The 18,513-nt window shown below is 74.8% G+C and carries 15 protein-coding genes; 6 read left to right on the top strand and 9 right to left on the bottom strand.

Going from position 1 to position 18,513, the window contains the following annotated elements; genetic code table 11:
* Positions 1 to 55: 55 nt before the first annotated feature.
* From ACFWDO_RS03740 to ACFWDO_RS03725, 4 genes are read right to left on the bottom strand one after another with little or no spacing between them, the layout of a single operon-like run.
* Positions 56 to 835, bottom strand: a complete 780-nt coding sequence (locus ACFWDO_RS03740) for an ABC transporter ATP-binding protein (RefSeq protein ID WP_380325354.1) — start codon at positions 833 to 835, stop codon at positions 56 to 58.
* On the bottom strand, positions 832 to 1,830 hold the full coding sequence (locus ACFWDO_RS03735; RefSeq protein ID WP_380325351.1) for an ABC transporter ATP-binding protein: 999 nt from the start codon (positions 1,828 to 1,830) through the stop codon (positions 832 to 834). The genes ACFWDO_RS03740 and ACFWDO_RS03735 overlap by 4 nt, the downstream gene beginning before the upstream one ends.
* A gap of 1 nt (position 1,831) precedes the next feature.
* Positions 1,832 to 2,833, bottom strand: a complete 1,002-nt coding sequence (locus ACFWDO_RS03730) for a branched-chain amino acid ABC transporter permease (RefSeq protein WP_380325348.1) — start codon at positions 2,831 to 2,833, stop codon at positions 1,832 to 1,834.
* Between the two features lie 13 nt (positions 2,834 to 2,846).
* Positions 2,847 to 4,313 carry a branched-chain amino acid ABC transporter permease gene (locus tag ACFWDO_RS03725; protein ID WP_380325345.1) on the bottom strand — a complete coding sequence of 489 codons (1,467 nt, stop codon included), beginning with the start codon at positions 4,311 to 4,313 and terminating at the stop codon, positions 2,847 to 2,849.
* A gap of 225 nt (positions 4,314 to 4,538) precedes the next feature.
* Between ACFWDO_RS03725 and ACFWDO_RS03720 the strand changes: the two genes are divergently transcribed.
* The 6 genes from ACFWDO_RS03720 (at position 4,539) to ACFWDO_RS03695 (ending at position 13,616) form a co-directional block, all read left to right on the top strand.
* Positions 4,539 to 6,791 carry a S9 family peptidase gene (locus tag ACFWDO_RS03720; RefSeq protein ID WP_380325342.1) on the top strand — a complete coding sequence of 751 codons (2,253 nt, stop codon included), beginning with the start codon at positions 4,539 to 4,541 and terminating at the stop codon, positions 6,789 to 6,791.
* Positions 6,792 to 6,988: 197 nt separating this feature from the next.
* Positions 6,989 to 8,011, top strand: a complete 1,023-nt coding sequence (locus ACFWDO_RS03715; protein WP_380325339.1) for a 3-oxoacyl-ACP synthase III — start codon at positions 6,989 to 6,991, stop codon at positions 8,009 to 8,011.
* Positions 8,008 to 10,899 (top strand): alpha/beta fold hydrolase, encoded by a 2,892-nt coding sequence (locus tag ACFWDO_RS03710; RefSeq protein WP_380346795.1) that lies wholly within the window; start codon positions 8,008 to 8,010, stop codon positions 10,897 to 10,899. Before ACFWDO_RS03715 ends, ACFWDO_RS03710 begins: the two co-directional genes overlap by 4 nt.
* Positions 10,900 to 10,904: 5 nt before the next feature.
* Positions 10,905 to 11,924 carry an NAD-dependent epimerase/dehydratase family protein gene (locus tag ACFWDO_RS03705; RefSeq protein WP_380326116.1) on the top strand — a complete coding sequence of 340 codons (1,020 nt, stop codon included), beginning with the start codon at positions 10,905 to 10,907 and terminating at the stop codon, positions 11,922 to 11,924.
* 142 nt (positions 11,925 to 12,066) lie between these two features.
* Entirely contained in the window at positions 12,067 to 13,338 is a 1,272-nt protein-coding gene (locus ACFWDO_RS03700; RefSeq protein WP_380326113.1) for an anion permease, read from the top strand.
* A complete protein-coding gene (locus ACFWDO_RS03695) occupies positions 13,335 to 13,616 on the top strand; it encodes a hypothetical protein (protein ID WP_380326110.1) in 282 nt (93 codons plus the stop codon). The genes ACFWDO_RS03700 and ACFWDO_RS03695 overlap by 4 nt, the downstream gene beginning before the upstream one ends.
* Positions 13,617 to 13,641: 25 nt before the next feature.
* Here ACFWDO_RS03695 and ACFWDO_RS03690 read toward each other — a convergent pair whose 3' ends face one another.
* The 5 genes from ACFWDO_RS03690 to ACFWDO_RS03670 form a co-directional block, all read right to left on the bottom strand.
* Positions 13,642 to 14,541, bottom strand: a complete 900-nt coding sequence (locus ACFWDO_RS03690; protein ID WP_380326107.1) for a CHAD domain-containing protein — start codon at positions 14,539 to 14,541, stop codon at positions 13,642 to 13,644.
* Between the two features lie 43 nt (positions 14,542 to 14,584).
* Positions 14,585 to 15,409: a methyltransferase domain-containing protein gene (locus ACFWDO_RS03685; protein ID WP_380326104.1), complete on the bottom strand. Its 825-nt coding sequence runs from the start codon at positions 15,407 to 15,409 to the stop codon at positions 14,585 to 14,587.
* Positions 15,410 to 15,641: 232 nt separating this feature from the next.
* Positions 15,642 to 16,925 carry a glycoside hydrolase family 3 N-terminal domain-containing protein gene (locus tag ACFWDO_RS03680; RefSeq protein ID WP_380325383.1) on the bottom strand — a complete coding sequence of 428 codons (1,284 nt, stop codon included), beginning with the start codon at positions 16,923 to 16,925 and terminating at the stop codon, positions 15,642 to 15,644.
* Complete coding sequence (locus tag ACFWDO_RS03675; protein ID WP_380325386.1) at positions 16,922 to 17,395, bottom strand: SRPBCC family protein; 474 nt, start codon at positions 17,393 to 17,395, stop codon at positions 16,922 to 16,924. The genes ACFWDO_RS03680 and ACFWDO_RS03675 overlap by 4 nt, the downstream gene beginning before the upstream one ends.
* Before the next feature lie 41 nt (positions 17,396 to 17,436).
* Positions 17,437 to 18,336, bottom strand: coding sequence for a winged helix-turn-helix transcriptional regulator (locus ACFWDO_RS03670; protein ID WP_380325389.1), 900 nt, complete (start codon positions 18,334 to 18,336; stop codon positions 17,437 to 17,439).
* Between the last annotated feature and the right edge of the window lie 177 nt (positions 18,337 to 18,513).

Genomic DNA, 18,513 nt, shown 5'->3' with positions numbered 1-18,513 from the left:
GCGCGGGCGCGTGATGCCCGCGCGGACCAGCCCGCGCCGTCGTCCCGGAGCCGTGCTACTTCGTGTCCTCCGCGAGGGAGCCGAGGTAGAGGGAGATGACCTTCGGGTCGGACTGGAGCTCCCGGCCGGTGCCGGTGTAGGCGTCCCTGCCCTGGTCGAGGACGTAGCCGCGGTCGCAGATCTGCAGGCAGCGGCGGGCGTTCTGCTCCACCATGATCACGGACACGCCGGCCTTGTTGATCATGCGGGTGCGCAGGAACGTCTCGTCCTGGCGGACGGGGGACAGGCCGGCGGACGGCTCGTCGAGCAGCAGCACGGACGGGTTCATCATGAGCGCGCGCGCCATGGCGACCATCTGCCGCTCTCCGCCCGACATCGCGCCGGCGCGCTGGGTGCGGCGCTCGTGCAGCACGGGGAACAGGTCGCGGATGAACGACCACCGCTCCTCGAACGCCTGGGGCCGCAGGTAGACGCCCATGCGCATGTTCTCCTCGACGGACAGCGAGGGGAACACGTTGTTGGTCTGCGGCACGAACCCGACGCCGCGGGCCACGAGGGCGTTCGCCTTCATGCCCGTGATGTCCTCGCCCTCGAGCGTCACCGTGCCGGAGTGGATCTTCACCAGCCCGAAGAGCGCCTTGAGGAGCGTGGACTTGCCGGCGCCGTTGGGGCCGATGATGCCGACCAGCTCCCCCTTACCCACCTCGATCGAGCAGCCGTCGAGGATGTGCACGCCGGGGATGTAGCCGGCGACGAGGGCGTCGGCCCGGAGCAGGACCTCCTTGCCCTCGGGGACGCCGCCGCGGTGGGCCTCGGTCGTCAGGGTGTCGGTCATCGCTTCTCCTCCTCGGCCTCGAGGCGGGCCAGGATCTCGGGGTCGAGCAGCGAGTCGTCGCCGAGGTCGGTGTCGTGGTGGGCGCCGAGGTACGCGTCGACGACGGCCTGGTCCTGCATCACCGTCGTCGGCGGGCCCTCGGCCACGATGCGGCCCTCCGCCATCACGACCACCCAGTCGGAGATGTGCCGCACGGCGTGCATGTCGTGCTCGACGAACAGCACGGTCATGCCCTGGTCGCGAAGCGCCTGCACGTGCCCCAGCAGCGACTGCACGAGGGCCGGGTTCACGCCGGCCATCGGCTCGTCGAGCATGATCATCGTCGGGTCGGTCATGAGGGCGCGCGCCATCTCGAGCAGCTTGCGCTGCCCGCCGGAGAGCGACCCGGCGAAGTCGTCCGCCTTCGCGTCGAGCTTGAAGCGGGCGAGGATCTCCATCGCCTTCTCGGTGGCGGCCTTCTCGTGCCCCTGCCAGGTGAACGGCAGCCACGAGAGCCAGAACCGTTCGCCGGGGTTCTTCGGGGACGCGAGCAGCATGTTCTGCAGCACGGTGAGCCGCGACAACGCCTTGGTGAGCTGGAACGTGCGGACCATCCCCGACTGGGCGACGCGGGCCCCGCTCTTGCCGGCGAGCGACCTCCCCTCGAAGCTCCAGCGCCCGCTCTGCGGGGTGTCGAACCCGGTGAGGAGGTTGAAGAACGTCGTCTTGCCGGCGCCGTTCGGGCCGATGAGCGCCGTGATGGCGCCGCGCTGCACCTCGAGGTGCTCGACGTCGACCGCCGTCATGCCGCCGAACCGGCGCACGACGTCGTCGGCCACGAGGATCGCGTCCGGCTTGGACGCCCCGACGACGGCCTCGACGTGCGCGAGGTCGTCGCGGGCCTCTGCCGCGACGGCGGAGGTGGGGGCGACGGCGGCCGCCGCGGCGGCGTCGACGACGGACTCGGGCTCGGGGGCGGTGCCGGCGTCCTGGCCGGCCGAGGTCTCTTCGGACATGTCAGCGGACATTGAAGGCCAGCTCCTTCTTGTTCCCGAGGATGCCCTGCGGCCGGAAGATCACGAGGAGCATGAGGGTGATCCCCACCAGCATGCCGCCGATCTGCTCCACGTTGGTGGTGCTGATGATCTCGCCCACCCCGGTGTTCTCGGACAGGGCGCGCATCCCGGTGCGCATGAGCATGTAGGCGCCGAAGAAGATCATCGCGCCGAGGACCGGCCCGAAGACGGTGGCGGCGCCGCCGAGCAGCAGCACGGTCCACACGAAGAACGTCATCGTGCGGCCCATGGCGTCGGGCGCGATGGTGATCGGCAGCACGTAGAGCACGCCGCCGAGCGCGCCGAGCATGCCGCCCAGCACCAGCGACTGCAGCTTGTACGAGTAGACGTTCTTGCCGAGCGCACGCACGGCATCCTCGTCCTCGCGGATGCCCTTGAGGACGCGGCCCCAGGGGCTGCGGGTGACGAGCCAGACGAACAGCAGGGCCAGGGCGACGACGCCCCACGCGAAGATCCGCGTCCACCAGGAGTCGGACCCGGTGTTGATGTACTCCAGCGGCCCCAGCGCGGTGCGGCCGTCCGGCAGGGGCGACAGGTCCTGGAAGGTGCCCTTGTAGTTGCGCCCCTGGAGGCCGGAGGCGCCGCCGGTCCACTCCTGCAGCCAGGTGGACCGGCCGATCCAGCGGATGATCTCCGCCGCCGAGATCGTGACGATGGCCAGGTAGTCACCACGCAGCTGGAGCGTGGGGATGCCGAGGACCAGGGCGAACAGCAGCCCGGCGGCCAGCGCGATCACCAGCGCGAGGAAGAACGGCGCGCCGGCGATGGTCGCGATGCCGAAGCCGTACGCGCCGAGCAGCATGAAGCCGGCCTGGCCCATGTTGAGCAGGCCGGTGTACCCGAAGTGCAGGTTGAGGCCGATCGCCGCGACCGCGTACGCAGCCGTCGTGGGTGCGATGAGCTCGGCGAGGGACTGCGTGAGGATTCTGAGGAACTCGTCCATGGTCGGTCTCCCTTCAGCCGATCCGCTCGCGGCGGCCGAGGATGCCCTGCGGCCTGATCAGGAGCACGAGGATGAGGATCACGAGCGCCGACGCGTACCGCAGGTCGCTCTGGATCACGAGGTTGGACAGCTCGACGACGAGGCCGATGAGGATCGACCCGACGAGGGCGCCGAAGGCGGTGCCCAGCCCGCCGAGGGTCACCGCGGCGAACATCAGGAGCAGGAGCTGCACGCCCACCTGCCAGTTGAACGACCCGTACGAGATGCCCCACATGAGCCCCGCCAGCGCCGCGAACGCGGTGGCCAGTACCCAGACGATGCGGATCACCTTGTCGGGGTCGATGCCGGTGGCCGACGCGAGCGCGGGGTTGTCCGACACGGCGCGGGTGGCGCGCCCGAGGCGGGTGCGCGTGAGGAACAGCGCGAAGCCGACCAGGCAGACGAGCGCGACCGCCATCGAGATCCACGACGTGGTGCTGAGCGTGATCCCGACGAGGGTCAGCGGCTTCGGGTTGCTCGACACGATGCGCAGGGAGCTGCCGCCGATGAAGAGCTGGATCACGTACTGCAGGGTGATCGAGAGGCCGATCGAGACGATCATCAGCTGCATCACGGGTGTGCCGCGGCGGCGCAGCGGCCGCCAGATGGCGGCGTCCTGCCCGAGCCCCGTGAGGGCGCAGAGGGCGATGGTCAGCGCGCCGCCGAGCCAGATCGACATCCCCCAGTGGTTGATGGCGATGAACCCCAGTGCCGCGCCGAGGGCGAACTGCTCTCCGTGCGCGAAGTTCGACATCCCGGTGGTGCCGAAGACGAGGTTCAGGCCGATGGACGCGAGCGCGAGCAGCAGGCCGAAACGGATGCCGGAGCCGAACTGCTGCCACACCTGGCCCCAGGACAGGTCGCCCTGGGAGGCGTCGCCCTCCGGGGCCGTGCCCACGGCGTCGCCCTCGGTGGCGGTCTCGTCGTCGGCGGGGGCGCTCGTCGTGGCCTCGGCCGACGGGCTGGCCTCGTCCTCCGCGGCCGTCCCGAGGAGGAAGGCCGCGCGGCCCGTGCCGCCGGTCTGGGCGACGACCTCCGTCGTCGTCTCCGCGGGCGGTGCCTGACCGGCGGGGAGCGAGGACGGGTCGAGGGTGACCGTGTACCGGCCCACCTCCTCGACGGGGATCGAGATCCGGTCCGTGGTGGTGGTGACCGTCTCGTCGAACCCGCCGGGACCGGTGATCGTCAGCTTCGCGTCGGCCACGGGGTCGCCCGCCTCGTCGACCACCCGGACGGCGATGCAGGCCGTGGAGTCGCCGGGGGTGCAGTCGGTGGGTATGGCTGTGCTCGTGCTCTCGGCGGCTGTGGTGTGTGCCGCGCTCTCCGCTCCGGGACTCGCCTGTGCTGGTGGCAGGGCGAGCGCCAGGGGCGCGAGGGCGATCGCGAGCGCCGCCGCGGTGCGGCGCAGCACGATCGCCCTGGTCGGTCGGTCCGTCGTCATCGGCCGGGTCCTCCGTAGGTCGGTGTCGTTCCCCGGGCGAGCCCGGGGTCCCACCCGCTCGCCCCGTCGATGCAGGGACACTAAAGGCCCCATGTATCCGCAGGGTTTCGCGAGCGTGCCGTGAGTGTAGCGAGCAAAATGTGACGCACCTGACAGATCCAGGTCACAGTCGTGCATCACGCGGGCGGATCCCGTCCGGGCGCCGGCGGCACCTAGGCTGGCCGCGTGCCCGACGACCTCACGCCCGCCGCCGATCTCGCCCCCACCTCGCAGGACGCGCCCGTCGCGGCCCCTGCCGAGGCCCCCGTCGCGGAGCGCCGCCCGACCGTCCGCTCGCACCACGGCGACGACGTCGTCGACGACTACGAGTGGCTGCGCGACAAGGACTCGCCCGAGGTGCTGGCGCACCTGGCCGCCGAGAACGCGTGGACGCAGGCGCAGCTCGCGCACCTCGCGCCGCTGCGGCAGGACGTGTTCGACGAGATCAAGGCACGCACCCTGGAGGCGGACCTGTCCGTCCCCGTCCGGATGGGCTCCTTCTGGTACTACACGCGCACCGAGGAGGGCCGGCAGTACCCGATCCACGCCCGCGTGCCCGCGGCGGGGGAATGGGCTCCGCCGCGGATCGAGCCGGGCACGGTGCCGGCGGGCGAGCAGGTGCTGCTGGACCAGAACGCCGCGGCCGAGGGGCACGACTTCTTCGCCCTCGGGTCGTTCGACGTCTCGGAGGACGGCGCCCGCCTCGCGTACGCCGTCGACACCACCGGCGACGAGCGGTTCGCGCTGCGCGTGCGCGACCTGACGACGGGCGAGGACCTGCCCGACGTCGTCGAGGACACGTTCCCCGGCGCGATGCTCACCCCGGACGGCCGGTACCTCTTCTACCCGACGGTCGACGACGCGTGGCGGCCGTACCGGGTGTGGCGGCACGAGGTGGGGACCCCGGCGGCCGACGACGTGCTCGTGCTCGAGGAGCCCGACGAGCGGTTCTGGATCGGCGTCGGGCTCACCCGCTCCCGCCGCTACCTGGTGATCGAGGCAGGGTCGAAGACGACCAGCGAGGCGCGCGTCCTGGAGGCGGACGACCCGACCGGCGACTTCCGCACGGTCTGGGAGCGTCGCGACGGCGTCGAGTACACGGTGGAGCACGCCGTCCTGCCGTCGGACGACGACGGCTCCGGCACCGACGGCCGCGACGTGCTGCTCGTGCTGCACAACGACGGCGCGGAGAACTTCGCGCTCGTCGCCACCGACGTCCCCGCCCGGGCGGGCCAGCACTCCGCCGGGCCGCTCGACCCCGCCGCGGCGCGTGTCGTCGTGCCGCACGACCCGGACGTGCGGCTCGAGGGCGTGGACGCCTTCGCCCGCCACGTGGTGCTGAGCCTGCGGCGCGAGGCCCTGCCGCGCATCGCCGTCGTCGACCTCACGCGCACGACGGCGGACCAGCCGTGGACGCCGCGGGAGATCGACGTCGACGAGCCGCTGTTCTCCGTGGCCCTCGACGCGAACCCCACGTGGGAGCAGCCGCTGCTGCGGGTGCAGCACACGTCGTTCGTCACGCCCGCCACCGTGCTGGACGTGGACCTCGCCACCGGCGAGCGGCACGTGCGCAAGCAGCAGCCCGTGCTGGGCGGCTACGACCCGGCCGACTACGCGCAGCGCCGCGAGTGGGCCACGGCCGAGGACGGCACGCGGGTGCCGATCAGCCTCGTGTGGCGGCGGGACGCGGTGACGCTCGACGGGGCCGGCACCCGCGCGGAGCCCGCGCCGTTGCTGCTCTACGGGTACGGCGCGTACGAGGCGAGCATCGACCCCTACTTCTCCGTGCCGCGCCTCAGCCTGCTGGACCGCGGCGTCGTGTTCGCCGTCGCCCACGTGCGCGGCGGCGGCGAGCTGGGCCGGCACTGGTACGACGACGGCAAGCTCGCGGCCAAGGAGCACACGTTCACCGACTTCGTCGCCTGCGGCCGCCACCTCGTGGAGACGGGCTGGACGTCGCCCGAGCGCATGGTGGCCGACGGCGCCAGCGCGGGCGGGCTCACCGTGGGCGCGGCGCTCAACCTGGCGCCCGGGCTGTTCGCCGGCGTGCTCGCCGGGGTGCCCTTCGTCGACGCGCTGACCTCGATGCTCGACCCGACGTTGCCGCTCACCGTCGTCGAGTGGGACGAGTGGGGCGACCCCCTGCACGACGCCGACGTGTACGCCCGCATGAAGGCCTACAGCCCGTACGAGAACGTGCCCGACGACGCGTCCGCGTACCCGCGGGTCCTGGCCACCACGTCGCTGCACGACACGCGCGTGCTCTACGTGGAGCCGGCCAAGTGGGTGGCGCGGCTGCGGGCCGCCGGCGCCCCCGCGCTGCTGAAGATCGAGATGTCCGCCGGCCACGGCGGCGTGTCCGGCCGGTACGCGCGCTGGGAGGAGATCGCGTTCGAGCACGCGTGGACGCTCGACGTCCTCGGCGTCGGGCAGGGCTGAGGCGGCCGGCGGGCGGACGGAGGGGGGCCCGCGAGCGGCCCGGGTGAACCCGGGGTGGTCGATCCCACATCGCGATGCTGGAACGGCGGGCGCGCCCCGGACGTCGTACCGTCGCGGGGCCGGGGTCGCGCGGCCCCGCTTCGTCGCCGCTGAGCCGGCTCCGTGCGCGCCCGCACGACCGGCCGTCTGGAGCTCGTGTGTCAGGGAACGCCACCACCCGGTTCGCCAACGTCTCGCTGCTGGCCGTCACCAGCCGCCTGCCCTCCGGCGTACGGACCTCCGCCGACGTGCAGAAGCGGCTCGCGCCCGCGCTGCGCCGGCTGCGGCTGCCCACGACGCTGCTGCAGCGCGTCGCCGGCGTGCAGGAGCGCCGGGCCTGGACCACCGCCGAGGACGTGGACGACGCCACCGTCGCCGCCGGGCAGGAGGCGCTACGCGTGGCGGGCGTCGAACCCGCCGACGTCGGGCTGCTCATCAACACCTCCGTGACCCGGCGCCACCTCGAGCCCTCCGTCGCCGTGCGGCTGCACCACGGGCTGGGGCTGCCGTCGTCGGCGGTGAACTTCGACGTCGCGAACGCCTGCCTCGGCTTCATCAACGGCATGAGCCTCGCCGCCGGGATGATCGACTCCGGCCAGGTCCGCTACGCCGTCGTCGTGGACGGCGAGGACGCCGACGTCATCCACGACCGCACCATCGAGCGGCTGCTGCGCGCCGACCGCACCCGCGACGACTTCATGCAGGAGTTCGCCTCGCTCACCCTCGGCTCCGGCTCGGCCGCCGCCGTGCTCGGCCGCGCCGACGAGCACCCGGAGGGGCACCGCGTCGTCGGCGGCGTGACCCGCGCCGCGACGCAGTTCCACGACCTGTGCGTGGGCAGCACCGAGGGCATGTTCACCGACGCGAAGGCGCTGCTCGACGGCGGCCTGGAGCTCGTCGTGGACGCCTGGAAGGACGCCGTCGCCGACTGGGACTGGTCCGGGATGGACCGGTACGTCACGCACCAGGTGTCGCGCGTGCACACCACCGCGATCGTCGAGGCCGTCGGCCTGGACCCCGCCGCCGTCCCCACGACGTACGAGCGGCTGGGCAACGTCGGGCCGGCGTCCGTGCCGATCACGCTGGCGGAGCAGCAGGACACCCTGGGCGCCGGGGACCGGGTGCTGCTCATGGGCGTGGGCTCCGGCATCAACACCGCCATGCTCGAGCTCGCCTGGTGACGGGCGTCGTGACCGGCCCCGTGACCCGTCCCGTGACCGTCCTGCGCCCCGCCGACACCGTCCCGCCCGGCCTCCCCGGCCTCGACCCCCGGTACAGCCACGTGCTGACCGACGCACGCGGCGGGTCGTGGCACTACCTCGACAACGGGCCGGAGCTCGCCGCCCGGGGCGTGGAGCCCGTCGGCACCGTGCTCGCCGTGCACGGCAACCCCACCTGGTCGTACCTGTGGCGGCGCCTCGTGACCGGCGCCGGCGACGCGGCCGTCGACGCGGCCGGCGGCGCGGGCGACGGCGCTGCTGTCGGCGGGGCGCCCGCGTGGCGCGTCGTCGCCGTCGACCAGCTCGAGATGGGCCTGTCCGGGCGCACCGGCGAGCACCGGCCGCTGGCCCGCCGCGTCGCCGACCTCGGCGCGTTCACCGACGCGCTCGGCCTGACGGGGCCCGTCGTGACGCTGGGCCACGACTGGGGCGGCGTCGTCTCGCTCGGCTGGGCCGTGGACCACCCCGACCAGCTCGCCGGCGTCGCGCTCCTCAACACCGCCGTGCACCAGCCCGACGGCGCGCCGGTCCCCGCGCCGCTGCGCCTCGCCCTCGCCGGGCCCGTGCACCGGCTCGGCACCCGCACCACGCGCGCCTTCCTCGAGACCACGCTCGCGCTGGCCCGTCCGCGACTGGCCGACGACGTGGCCGCGGCCTACCGGCTGCCGTACCTCACCGCCGGCGAGCGCGACGGCATCGAGGGGTTCGTCGCCGACATCCCGGTCGACGACGCCCACCCCAGCGCGGCGGAGCTGGACCGCATCGCGGCCGGTGTCGCCGCGCTGACCGTGCCCGCCGTCATGCTCTGGGGCCCCCACGACCCGATCTTCTCCGACCGCTACCTCGACGACCTCGTGCACCGGCTGCCGCACGCGCACGTGCACCGGTTCGTCGACGCCGGTCACCTGATCGCGGAGGACGTGGAGTGGGTGCCGGCGGTGCTGCGGTTCCTGTCCGGGGTGCCGTCGGCGGCGGGGTTGGGTTCGGCGGCGGGGTCAGGTTCGGCGGCGGGGTCGACAAGCTCGGGCGCGGATGCGTTCACGGGCCCCAGGGGGCCCTCCACTTCGGGAAGGTCTACATCCGCGCCCGAGCTTGTCGACCCCGCCGCCTCGTACGACAACGTGCCTTTCGATTTGTCGGCCGAGCCGACCGGGCGTGCGTCGACGCGCCCAGCCGGCGGCGGTGCGGGGGCGGGTGCTGTGTCCCGCTTCGTGCCGTTGTGGGCGGCGCTGGACGCGCGGGCCGGCGACCCAGGGGCTGCCGTGCTGGACATGTCGGTGCCCGGGGCCGACGGGCGGCCGTTCACGGCGAGCTGGCGGGCGCTGGACCGGCAGGTGCGGCGCATCGCCGCCGGGCTGCACGGGATCGGCGTGCGGCGCGGGGACCGCGTGTCGCTGCTGGTGGAGCCGGGGCCCACGCTGACCGCCGTCGTGTACGCGTGCCTGCGGATCGGCGCCGTCGTCGTCGTGGCCGACGCCGGGCTGGGCGTGCGCGGGCTGACGCGCGCGCAGCGCGGGGCGTGGCCGCGCTTCGTCGTGGCGCAGCGCAAGGGCCTGGCCGCCGCGCGGGCGCTGGGCTGGCCGGGGGTGCGGATCTCCGCCGAGCCGCTCGCCCCCGCGGCGCGCCGGGCGCTCGGCGTGACGCACGAGCTGGTCGACGTCGCCCGGGCGGGCGAGGGCCTCCCGCTGCCGCCCGAGCCGGGGCCCGAGGATGAGGCCGCCGTACTGTTCACGTCGGGCTCGACGGGCCCGGCCAAGGGCGTCGTCTACCGGCACGCCGAGCTGTCGGCCCTGCGCGACGCGCTCGCCGCGCACTTCGACGTCGGGCCCGAGACGGGCCTGGTCACGGGATTCGCGCCGTTCGCCCTGCTGGGCCCCGCGCTCGGCACGCGGTCGGTGACGCCGGTGATGGACGTGTCCTCGCCCGCGACCCTGACCGCGAGGGCGGTCGCCGACGCCGTGCGGGCGTCGGACGCGCGCATCGTCTTCCTGTCCCCGGCCGCGATCCTCAACGTCGTCGCGACCGCGGACGCGCTGGACGACGACGACCGCACCGCCCTCGGCCGCGTGCGCACGGTCCTGTCCACGGGGGCGCCCATCTCGGCCGCGCTGCTCGGCTCGGCGGCCGAGCTCATGCCCGCCGCGACCGCACACACCCCGTACGGGATGACGGAGTGCCTGCTCGTCACCGACGTCACGCTCGACGGCATCCGGGAGGCCGCCGCGGCGCCCGACGACGGCGTGTGCGTGGGCCTGCCCGTCGGCGGCGGCGAGGTGCTGGTCAGCGCGCTCGACGACGACGGCGCCGCGACCGGCGCGCCGTCCGACGCGCCCGGCGTGCTCGGCGAGGTGCTGGTGCGCGCCGGGCACCTCAAGGAGCGCTACGACCGCCTGTGGCTGACGGACCTGGCCGCCGAGCGGGACACCCCGCCCGGGCGCTGGCACCGCACCGGCGACGTCGGGCACCTGGACGACCAGGGCCGCCTGTGGATCGAGGGCCGCCTCGCGCACGTGCTGCGCACCGCCGACGGCCCGCTCGCTCCGGTGGGCCCCGAGCAGCACGTGGAGCGCGTGCCCGAGGTGCGGCGCGCCGCCGTCGTCGGCGTCGGCCCGGCCGGGCTGCAGCAGGCGGTCGCCGTGGTCGAGACCGTGGCCGGCGTGCGGCGCCCCGGGCTCGCGTCCGAGGCGCTCGCAGCCGCCGTCCGCGCGGCGTCCCCCGTGCCGCTGGCGGCCGTGCTGGTGGTGCCGCGGATGCCCACCGACGTGCGGCACAACTCCAAGATCGACCGCGGCCGCCTCGCCGCCTGGGCCGACGGCGTGCTCACCGGCGGCCGGTGGGGCGCGCCGTGACCGGGGTGACCGTGCTGGTGACCGGGGCGTCCGGGCTGCTCGGCGGCGCGGTGGCCCGCGCGCTCGTGGCGCGCGGGGACGACGTGCGCACGCTGCAGCGGCGGCCGTCGGGCGTCGAGGGCGCGGCGGACGTGCTCGGCACCGTGACCGACCCGGACGTCGTCGCGCGCGCCGTCGACGGCGTCGGCGCCGTCGTGCACCTCGCGGCCAAGGTGTCGCTGGCCGGGGACCCCGCGGAGTTCCGCGCCGTGAACGTGGACGGCGCGCGGACCCTGCTGGACGCCGCCGAGCGCGCGGGGGTGGCGCGGTTCGTCCAGGTGTCGTCGCCGTCGGTCGCGCACCTGGGGACGTCGCTGGTGGGCGCGCCGGCCACGCCCGCGGACCCCGAGCGCGCTCGCGGCGAGTACGCGCGCACCAAGGCCGCCGCCGAGGTGCTGGCGCTGGGCCGGGACGGCGGCGGGGCGGGCCGGGGCTCCTCCGCGCCGCGTGTCGTCGCCGTCCGTCCGCACATCGTCTGGGGGCCGGGGGACACCCAGCTCGTGGAGCGCGTCGTCGACCGCGCGCGCCGCGGGCGGCTGCCGCTGCTCGGGCACGGCGCCGCGCTCATCGACACCCTGTACGTGGACAACGCCGCCGACGGCATCCTCGCCGCCCTCGACCGCCTCGACGACGCGCCCGACGTCGTCGGCGGGCGCGCCTACGTGCTGACCAACGGCGAGCCGCGCACCGTCGCGGACCTGCTCGCCGGGATCTGCCGTGCCGCGGGCGTCACGCCGCCCGCGTGGCGCGTGCCTGCCGGCCTGGCGCGGTCCGCGGGCGGTCTCGTCGAGGCGCTGTGGCGCGTGCGCCCCGGCGCCGACGAGCCACCGATGACGCGCTTCCTCGCCGAGCAGCTGTCCACCGCGCACTGGTTCGACCAGCGCGCCACGCGCCGCGACCTGCGCTGGACGCCCGCCGTCGACGTCGACGAGGGCCTGCGCCGCCTGGCCGCGCACTACGGGGGCTCGGCGCCGTCGCCCCGATAGCCGTGCTGTGGCCGTCTCGTCGCGCGTCCCGCCACGCGCGAGCACGACACGCCGCCTCAAGATGAACAGCAGGTGAACAGTCCCGGAACAGTTCACCGAACGGACGGCAGACCGTCGAAAACTCCGAGGTTCACCCCCCACGATGGGTGCCGTGACCGAGACGCTTCTGCTCGCGCTCGTCGTCGTGACGGCCCTCGCGTTCGACTTCACGAACGGGTTCCACGACACGGGCAACGCGATGGCCACCTCCATCGCCACCCGAGCCCTCAAGCCCCGGACCGCCGTCGCGCTGTCCGCCGTCCTCAACCTCGTCGGCGCGTTCCTCTCCCTCGCCGTCGCCGCCACGATCGCCAAGGGCATCGTCGACGCGGGAGTCATCACGCTCCCCGTCGTCCTCGCCGGGCTGGTCGGCGGCATCACCTGGAACCTCATCACCTGGCTGTTCGGCATCCCGTCCAGCTCCTCGCACGCCCTCGTGGGCGGCATGGTGGGCGCCGTGCTCGCCGCCGTCGGCACGTCGGGCGTGCTGTGGTCCGGCGTCGTGTCCAAGGTGCTGGTGCCGGCCCTCATCGCCCCGGTCGTGGCGATCGCGGTGGCCGGCCTCGGCACCTGGCTCGTGGCCCGCCTGACCCGCGGCGTCCCGCAGGACGTCACCAGCCGCGGCTTCCGCTGGGGCCAGATCGGCTCCGCGTCGCTCGTCTCCCTGGCGCACGGCACCAACGACGCGCAGAAGTCGATGGGCATCATCCTGCTCGCCCTCATCGCGGGCGGCGCCGTGCCGGCCGACTCGGGCGTGCCGTTCTGGGTGATCATCAGCTGCGCCCTCGCCATGGCGCTCGGCACCTACCTGGGCGGCTGGCGCGTCATCCGCACGCTCGGCAAGGGCCTCGTCGAGATCGACACCCGTCAGGGCATGGCCGCCGAGACCTCCTCGGCCGCCGTCATCCTGCTGTCGAGCCACTTCGGCTTCTCGCTCTCGACGACGCACGTCGCCACCGGCTCCGTGCTCGGCTCCGGCGTCGGCATGCCGGGCGCCAAGGTGCGCTGGAGCGTCGCGGGCCGCATGTTCGTGGCCTGGATGGTGACCCTCCCGGCCGCCGGCCTGGTCGGCGCCCTGTGCCACTGGCTCGAGTCGTCCATCGGCGGCGCCGCCGGCACCATCGCCGTCTTCGCGCTGCTGGTCGTCGTCTCCGCCGCGATCTGGCTGGTGTCGCGCCGCAAGCCCGTCGACCACACCAACGTCAACGAGGCCTGGGACGAGGAGAAGGGCGCGTCCGTCGAGGCTGTCGCCGCCACCACCGGCGAGGCCGGCGGCGAGCGCGTCGCCCCGGTCCCCGCCGTCGCCACCGCATCGTCCGTCACCCCGGCCGTCGCCTCCCTCAGCGGGGCCTCGAACCAGAAGGTGGGAGCATGACCGACTTCATCGAGTGGGGCGCCCTCGGCCAGGTGCTCGTCGCCGGGCTGATCGTCGGCGCCGGCATCCCCGCGCTGTTCGCCCTCGGGCTCCGGCTGCTGGCCGGCACCACCGCGGAGACGCCCGCCACCTCGTCCGACGCCGACGGCCCCGCGCCCCGCGTCATCGCCATCCCGCGCCCGTCGCCGGCCCGCCTCGCCGGCGCGATCGTGTGCATGGGCGTCGTGGTCGGCGCCATCGCCTTCGGCCTCGTCTTCCTGGTCTCCGGCGGCCACTGACCGTCCCCTGCTCGAAGGGAACAGGTCAGCGGGCGAGGTCCGCGGCGGCCTCGAGAGCACGCGCGGCGCGCTCGTCGCCCAGCGCGGTGCACGCCGTGACGGCGGCGGCCGTGCGCGGCCCCGACAGGCCGACGAGGGACGCGCGCAGCACGTCGGCGTCGTGCACGGTGCCCAGCAGGTCCTGCAGGGCGCGATGGCGGTCGACGACGGCGGCGGCCCACCGATCGGTCCCGGCGTCGCCCGAGGTGCCGAGCACCTCGGCGGCGTAGCGCGCGCGGCGCGCGGCCTTGCGCAGCCGGTGCACCGCCTCCGGAGCCGGGCGAGGGCCGTCGTCCGGGCCCGCCCACGAGGCCACCGGTGCGGCCCGACGGCGCACCCGCGCCAGCTCGTGCTCGACGCCCGGGCGCAGCGCCGTCGCCGCGTCGGCACCCGGATCGCCCGCCCGGGGTCCGAGCACCGCGTGCGGCGCGACGGCGAGGGCGTCCAGCCGCGAGGTGAGGTCCCGGCAGCGGGGCGACGCGAGTGCCTCCGCCACCCCGCCCCGCGCGTCCTCGTGCGCGGCCCGCAGCGCGCCGTCGAGCAGCACCAGGCCCGCGTGCACCTCGGGGTCGGCACCGGGCGGGTCGGTGGTCAGGTCGGCGGCGAGCGCCGCGAGGCCCGCGCGCCGCACCTCGGCGTCGCGCGCCGCCCCGAGGGTGCGGACCCACCACGTCAGCGCGTCGAGCGTGCCGTCCTCCGGGTCGAGGCACGGCCGGAACGCGCGGAGCGTGCCGCGCAGCCGTCGCACGGCCACGCGCGCGTCGTGGACGGCCTCGGGAGCGTCGGGGCCCGACGCCGCGAGGCGCACGTCGTCGTGGCCGCGCAGGATCGTCTCCGCCTGGGTGCGGATCGCGTCCGTGAGCACCTCGCCGGCCGTGCGGGCCATGCTCGATCCTCGCCCGCGGGCCGGGCGCACGCCCGGGGCGGGGTCAGGCGCGGGCCGCCGTGAGCGCGAGGGTGAACCCCTGCTGCACGAAGCTGCCCCCGACGTCGTCGATCGCGGCCCCGAGCCCGTCCAGGACGGCGCGCAGCTGTTCCGCGGGCAGGCGCGTCGCGAGGCCGGTGGTGGGCACCCAGTCGAGCCACTCGTCGCGGGTGTACGTGCGCTGCCAGTCGAACCGGTGCTCGCGTGGGGCCTCGAACCGGCCGGTCGCCCGCACGCCGTCACCGGCGCGGGCCACCATGGGCGCGTAGCCGTCGATCGACGTCATCGTCCCCGCCGTCGCCATCGGCGACCCGGGCAGCACTCGCGCGTAGACGGCCGCGAATGCCGCCGCCAGGGCGGCCGGCGGGTCGCCGGCGTTCCAGAACACGCTCAGCTCCCCGCAGGGGCGCAGGACGTCGGCGGCGCGGTTCGCCCCCGCCTCCGGGTCCACCCAGTGCCACGTCTGGCCGGCGGTCACGGCGTCGAACGACCGTCCCGCCGGGTCCCACTCCTCGAACGGGGCGACCTCCACCTCCGTCCCGTCACGGCGCGCCACCTCGGCCATGCGGTCGTCGACGTCCACGCCGAGCACGTCGCACCCCGCGGCTCGCAGCTGCCGCGCGACGATCCCGGTGCCCACCCCGACGTCGAGCACGCGCGGCGTGCGCCCCGCCGGCGCGACCCGGGCCGCCGCCGAGGCCACCGCTGTGATCAGGGCGTCCGGATAGCGCGGGCGGGCTCGGTCGTAGCGGTCGGCGTCGACGCCGAACGACGAGGCGACCTGGCGGAGCTCCGCCGGGTCCGGGACACCGGGTGCTGTGGGGGTCATGCCGTCAGCCAAGACCCGGCCGTCGCGCGGGTCAACGATGTTCGCGCCCGGCGGACCCGCCGAGGTAGTCCGAAACCTGCCGAGGTAGTTCGAGATCCCGCGAGGTAGTTCGATTCCTGTCGAGGTAGTGGACTACCTCGGCGCGAACCGAACTACCTCGCGGGATCTCGAACTACCTCGGCGAGAGCTGGACTACTTCGCGGGGGTTCGGACTACCTCGCCGGGATGCGGACTACCTCGCGGGGAGGGCGGCCTTGGCGGCAAGGACGCGGCGCGCGGACGCGTCGACCTTCTTCGCGAACGCCGGGTCCTTGCGGGCCTTGGCCACGAGGGCGTCGGTCATCGCGGGCGCGACGGACGGGTCGGCGGACGCGAGCACCAGGTCCACGCCGGCGTCGACGGCCTCGACCGCGCGCCGGCCGGGCGACCAGCCCTGCACCTGGACCGCCGCGGACAGGTCGTCGGTCATGACGACGCCGTCGAAGCCGAGCCGGTCGCGCAGGAGGTCGCCGACGACGACGGGGGAGAACGCGGCGGGCGCGTCCGGGTCGATCTTGGTGTAGATGGCGGTGGACATCATCACGAACCGCGCGCCGGCGTCGATCCCCTGCGCGAAGACGCCGACGGACGGGTCGTCGTGGGTGGTGACGTCGTCGGTCACGTGGGTGGAGGTGTCCGTGTTCGACGTGACGCGCCCGAGACCCGGGAAGTGCTTGATCACGGTCTCGACGCCGGCCGCGCGCTGCCCCGCGCTGAACGCGTCCGCGGAGCGCACCACGCTCGTCGGCGTGAAGCCGTAGCTGCGGCCGAAGTAGCCGATGGGCGGGTTGTCCGCGGCGTCGGCCTCGTCGACCAGGTCCATCACGGGCGCGAGGTTGAGGTTCACGCCGGCGGCGGCGAGCTCGTCACCCCAGCCCCGCGCGCGCTTCTCGAGCGTGGCGGGCTTCCAGGTGGCCTGCTCCGTGGCCTTCGGCATCGTGGAGAACCCCGGCCCACGCAGCACCTGCACCAGGCCGCCCTCCTGGTCGGTCGCCACCAGCAGGGGGGTGCCGTGCGTGGAACGGGCCGAGACCAGCGCGGTGTACCGGTCGACGAGGTCGCGCGTGGCCTGGACGCCCGCGGTGCTGCGGCCGTGCAGGAAGAGGTTGCCCACGTGGTCGTCGCGGATCGCCTCGGCGCTCACCGCGGCCGGGTCGCTCACCGACACCCCCACCATGACCAGCTGGCCCACCTTCTGGCGCAGCGTCCAGCCGGCGAGCACGTCGTCCGGCTCCGCGGTGCCCTCCGTGGGCTTCGCCGACGACGAGGCGGTCGGCGTCGGACTCGGGGTGGCGGTCGGGGAAGGCGGCGGCGTCGGGGAGGGGGTGGGCGACGGGGCGCTGGTCGGGGACGCCGCGGACGACGACTCGGGAGCGGGCGCAGGCGACGGCTCGCCGACCGGGCCGGAGCAGCCGGCGGCGAGCGCTCCGGCGGCGAGCAGGGCGGCGACGGGCGCCGCCCCGCGCCGAGGGGTCACGCGCGTCGGGCAGGGGCACCGTCGCGGTGGGCGAGGGTGGCGAGCGCGTCCTGCCAGTGGGCCTGCGAGCTGCTCGCGTGCTGGGCCGTGTCGATGTTCTCCTGCCGCACGGACACCACCGTACCCGTCTCGTCCGGTTCGAGACCGATGCGAATCTCGTGGTAGTTGTCCGGGACGTCCGCAAGCTCCGCGAGCGGGGAGAAGTGCGTGAAGTGCAGCAGCCGCGGCCGGTCGACGGCGATCACCACGCCCTTGTCGGCGAACTGGCGCCCGAAGAAGTGCCCCTCGAAGGTCACCGGGCTGCCGGGCTGGAAGTCCGTCTCGATGTTCGCGCCCAGCATCCACCGCGCGCCCGGGTGCATGAGCTCCGCCCACACCCGCTCGGGCGGCTGGGTCACGTGGATCGACGCCTCCGCGACGTGCGGGTAGCGGTGCGAGGACGCGCTGCTGGGGCTGGTCGGGGTCGTCATCGTGGGGGGTTTCCTTCCGCCGGCTCCGGTAGGTCTCGACCCTATCCCCGAGGCTGAGCGGGTGCCCCGTCGCGGGCGAGCTCCCGCAGGAGACCGAGCACGTCGTCGACGGACTGCGCCGGGTCGGTCACGGGGGCCTGCACGTGCCGCACGACGCCCGCCGGGTCCACCAGGAGCGTGACCCGCTTGAGCCGGTCCGCGCCGCCCGCGCGGAACACGGGCAGCCGCAGGGCGGAGGCGGCGAGGCCGTCCTGGTCCGACGCGAGCAGGTAGGGCAGGTCCGCGTGCGCGGCGAACGCCGCCTGCTGCTCGGGGTGCTGGGTGCTCACGCCGAGCACCCGCGCGCCGGCGGCGTCGAGGTCGGCGTGCCGGCGGCCGTAGGTGACGCACTCGAGCGTGCAGCCGGCGGTGCCCGGGACGTCCCCCCAGCGTGGCGGGTACCCGTGGGTGCCGGGCGCGTACGCGCCGGGGAAGAAGAACAGCGCGGTCCAGCGGTCCGGGTCCACGAGGTGCACGGTGGAGCCGTCGTGGGCGGTGAGCGCGACGTCGGGCACCCGCGTGCCCTTCAGCGCCCGCGCCCGGGCGAGGTCGCCGTCGCCCAGGGCGCCGCTCAGCGTGCCGTCGCCCATGACGAACCGCGTGCCCCACTCCTGCAGGGCGAGCAGCACGGGCAGCAGGCCCTCGCCGCGCGCGGTGAGCCGGTAGTCGTGGCGGGGCGGGCGCTCGGAGTAGGGCACCTTCTCGAGCACGCCGTGCTCCACGAGCGACCCGAGCCGCTCCGTGAGCGCCCGGCGCGACAGGCCGAGCTCGCGGTCGAACCCCTCGAACCGGGCGACGCCGGCGGCGGCCTCGCGGACGATCAGCAGGCTCTGCCAGTCGCCGACGACGCCCAGGGACTGCGCGATGCCGCACGAGCTGTCGGCAAGGTCCTCGCGGCGCATGGTGGTCATCCTCTCGCCGGGCCGGGGTGCGCGTCCATCCCGCGTCGTGGTGTAAGTTCCAATTTGAAACTTACACCCGCACGGTGGTGTGAGCGGGCGTTTGGCCCTGTTCTCCCGGTGACCGAGGGCCAAACGCCCGCCCACAGCGGTCAGCCGGGACCCCGACGACGAGGAGGT

The sequence above is a fragment of the Isoptericola sp. NPDC060185 genome (assembly GCF_042728595.1).
GTDB lineage: Bacteria > Actinomycetota > Actinomycetes > Actinomycetales > Cellulomonadaceae > Isoptericola.
The sequence above is the reverse complement of the archived record's forward strand: the minus strand, read 5'-3'. Positions and strand labels throughout refer to the sequence as shown.

What these genes read in the sequence shown, in the direction of transcription:
- ACFWDO_RS03740 (WP_380325354.1), bottom strand. Translation starts at nt 835, where the DNA reads ATGACCGACACCCTGACGACCGAGGCCCACCGCGGCGGCGTCCCCGAG.
- ACFWDO_RS03735 (WP_380325351.1), bottom strand. Translation starts at nt 1,830, where the DNA reads ATGTCCGAAGAGACCTCGGCCGGCCAGGACGCCGGCACCGCCCCCGAG.
- ACFWDO_RS03730 (WP_380325348.1), bottom strand. Translation starts at nt 2,833, where the DNA reads ATGGACGAGTTCCTCAGAATCCTCACGCAGTCCCTCGCCGAGCTCATC.
- ACFWDO_RS03725 (WP_380325345.1), bottom strand. Translation starts at nt 4,313, where the DNA reads ATGACGACGGACCGACCGACCAGGGCGATCGTGCTGCGCCGCACCGCG.
- ACFWDO_RS03700 (WP_380326113.1), top strand. Translation starts at nt 12,067, where the DNA reads ATGGGTGCCGTGACCGAGACGCTTCTGCTCGCGCTCGTCGTCGTGACG.
- ACFWDO_RS03695 (WP_380326110.1), top strand. Translation starts at nt 13,335, where the DNA reads ATGACCGACTTCATCGAGTGGGGCGCCCTCGGCCAGGTGCTCGTCGCC.
- ACFWDO_RS03690 (WP_380326107.1), bottom strand. Translation starts at nt 14,541, where the DNA reads ATGGCCCGCACGGCCGGCGAGGTGCTCACGGACGCGATCCGCACCCAG.
- ACFWDO_RS03685 (WP_380326104.1), bottom strand. Translation starts at nt 15,409, where the DNA reads ATGACCCCCACAGCACCCGGTGTCCCGGACCCGGCGGAGCTCCGCCAG.
- ACFWDO_RS03675 (WP_380325386.1), bottom strand. Translation starts at nt 17,395, where the DNA reads ATGACGACCCCGACCAGCCCCAGCAGCGCGTCCTCGCACCGCTACCCG.
- ACFWDO_RS03670 (WP_380325389.1), bottom strand. Translation starts at nt 18,336, where the DNA reads ATGCGCCGCGAGGACCTTGCCGACAGCTCGTGCGGCATCGCGCAGTCC.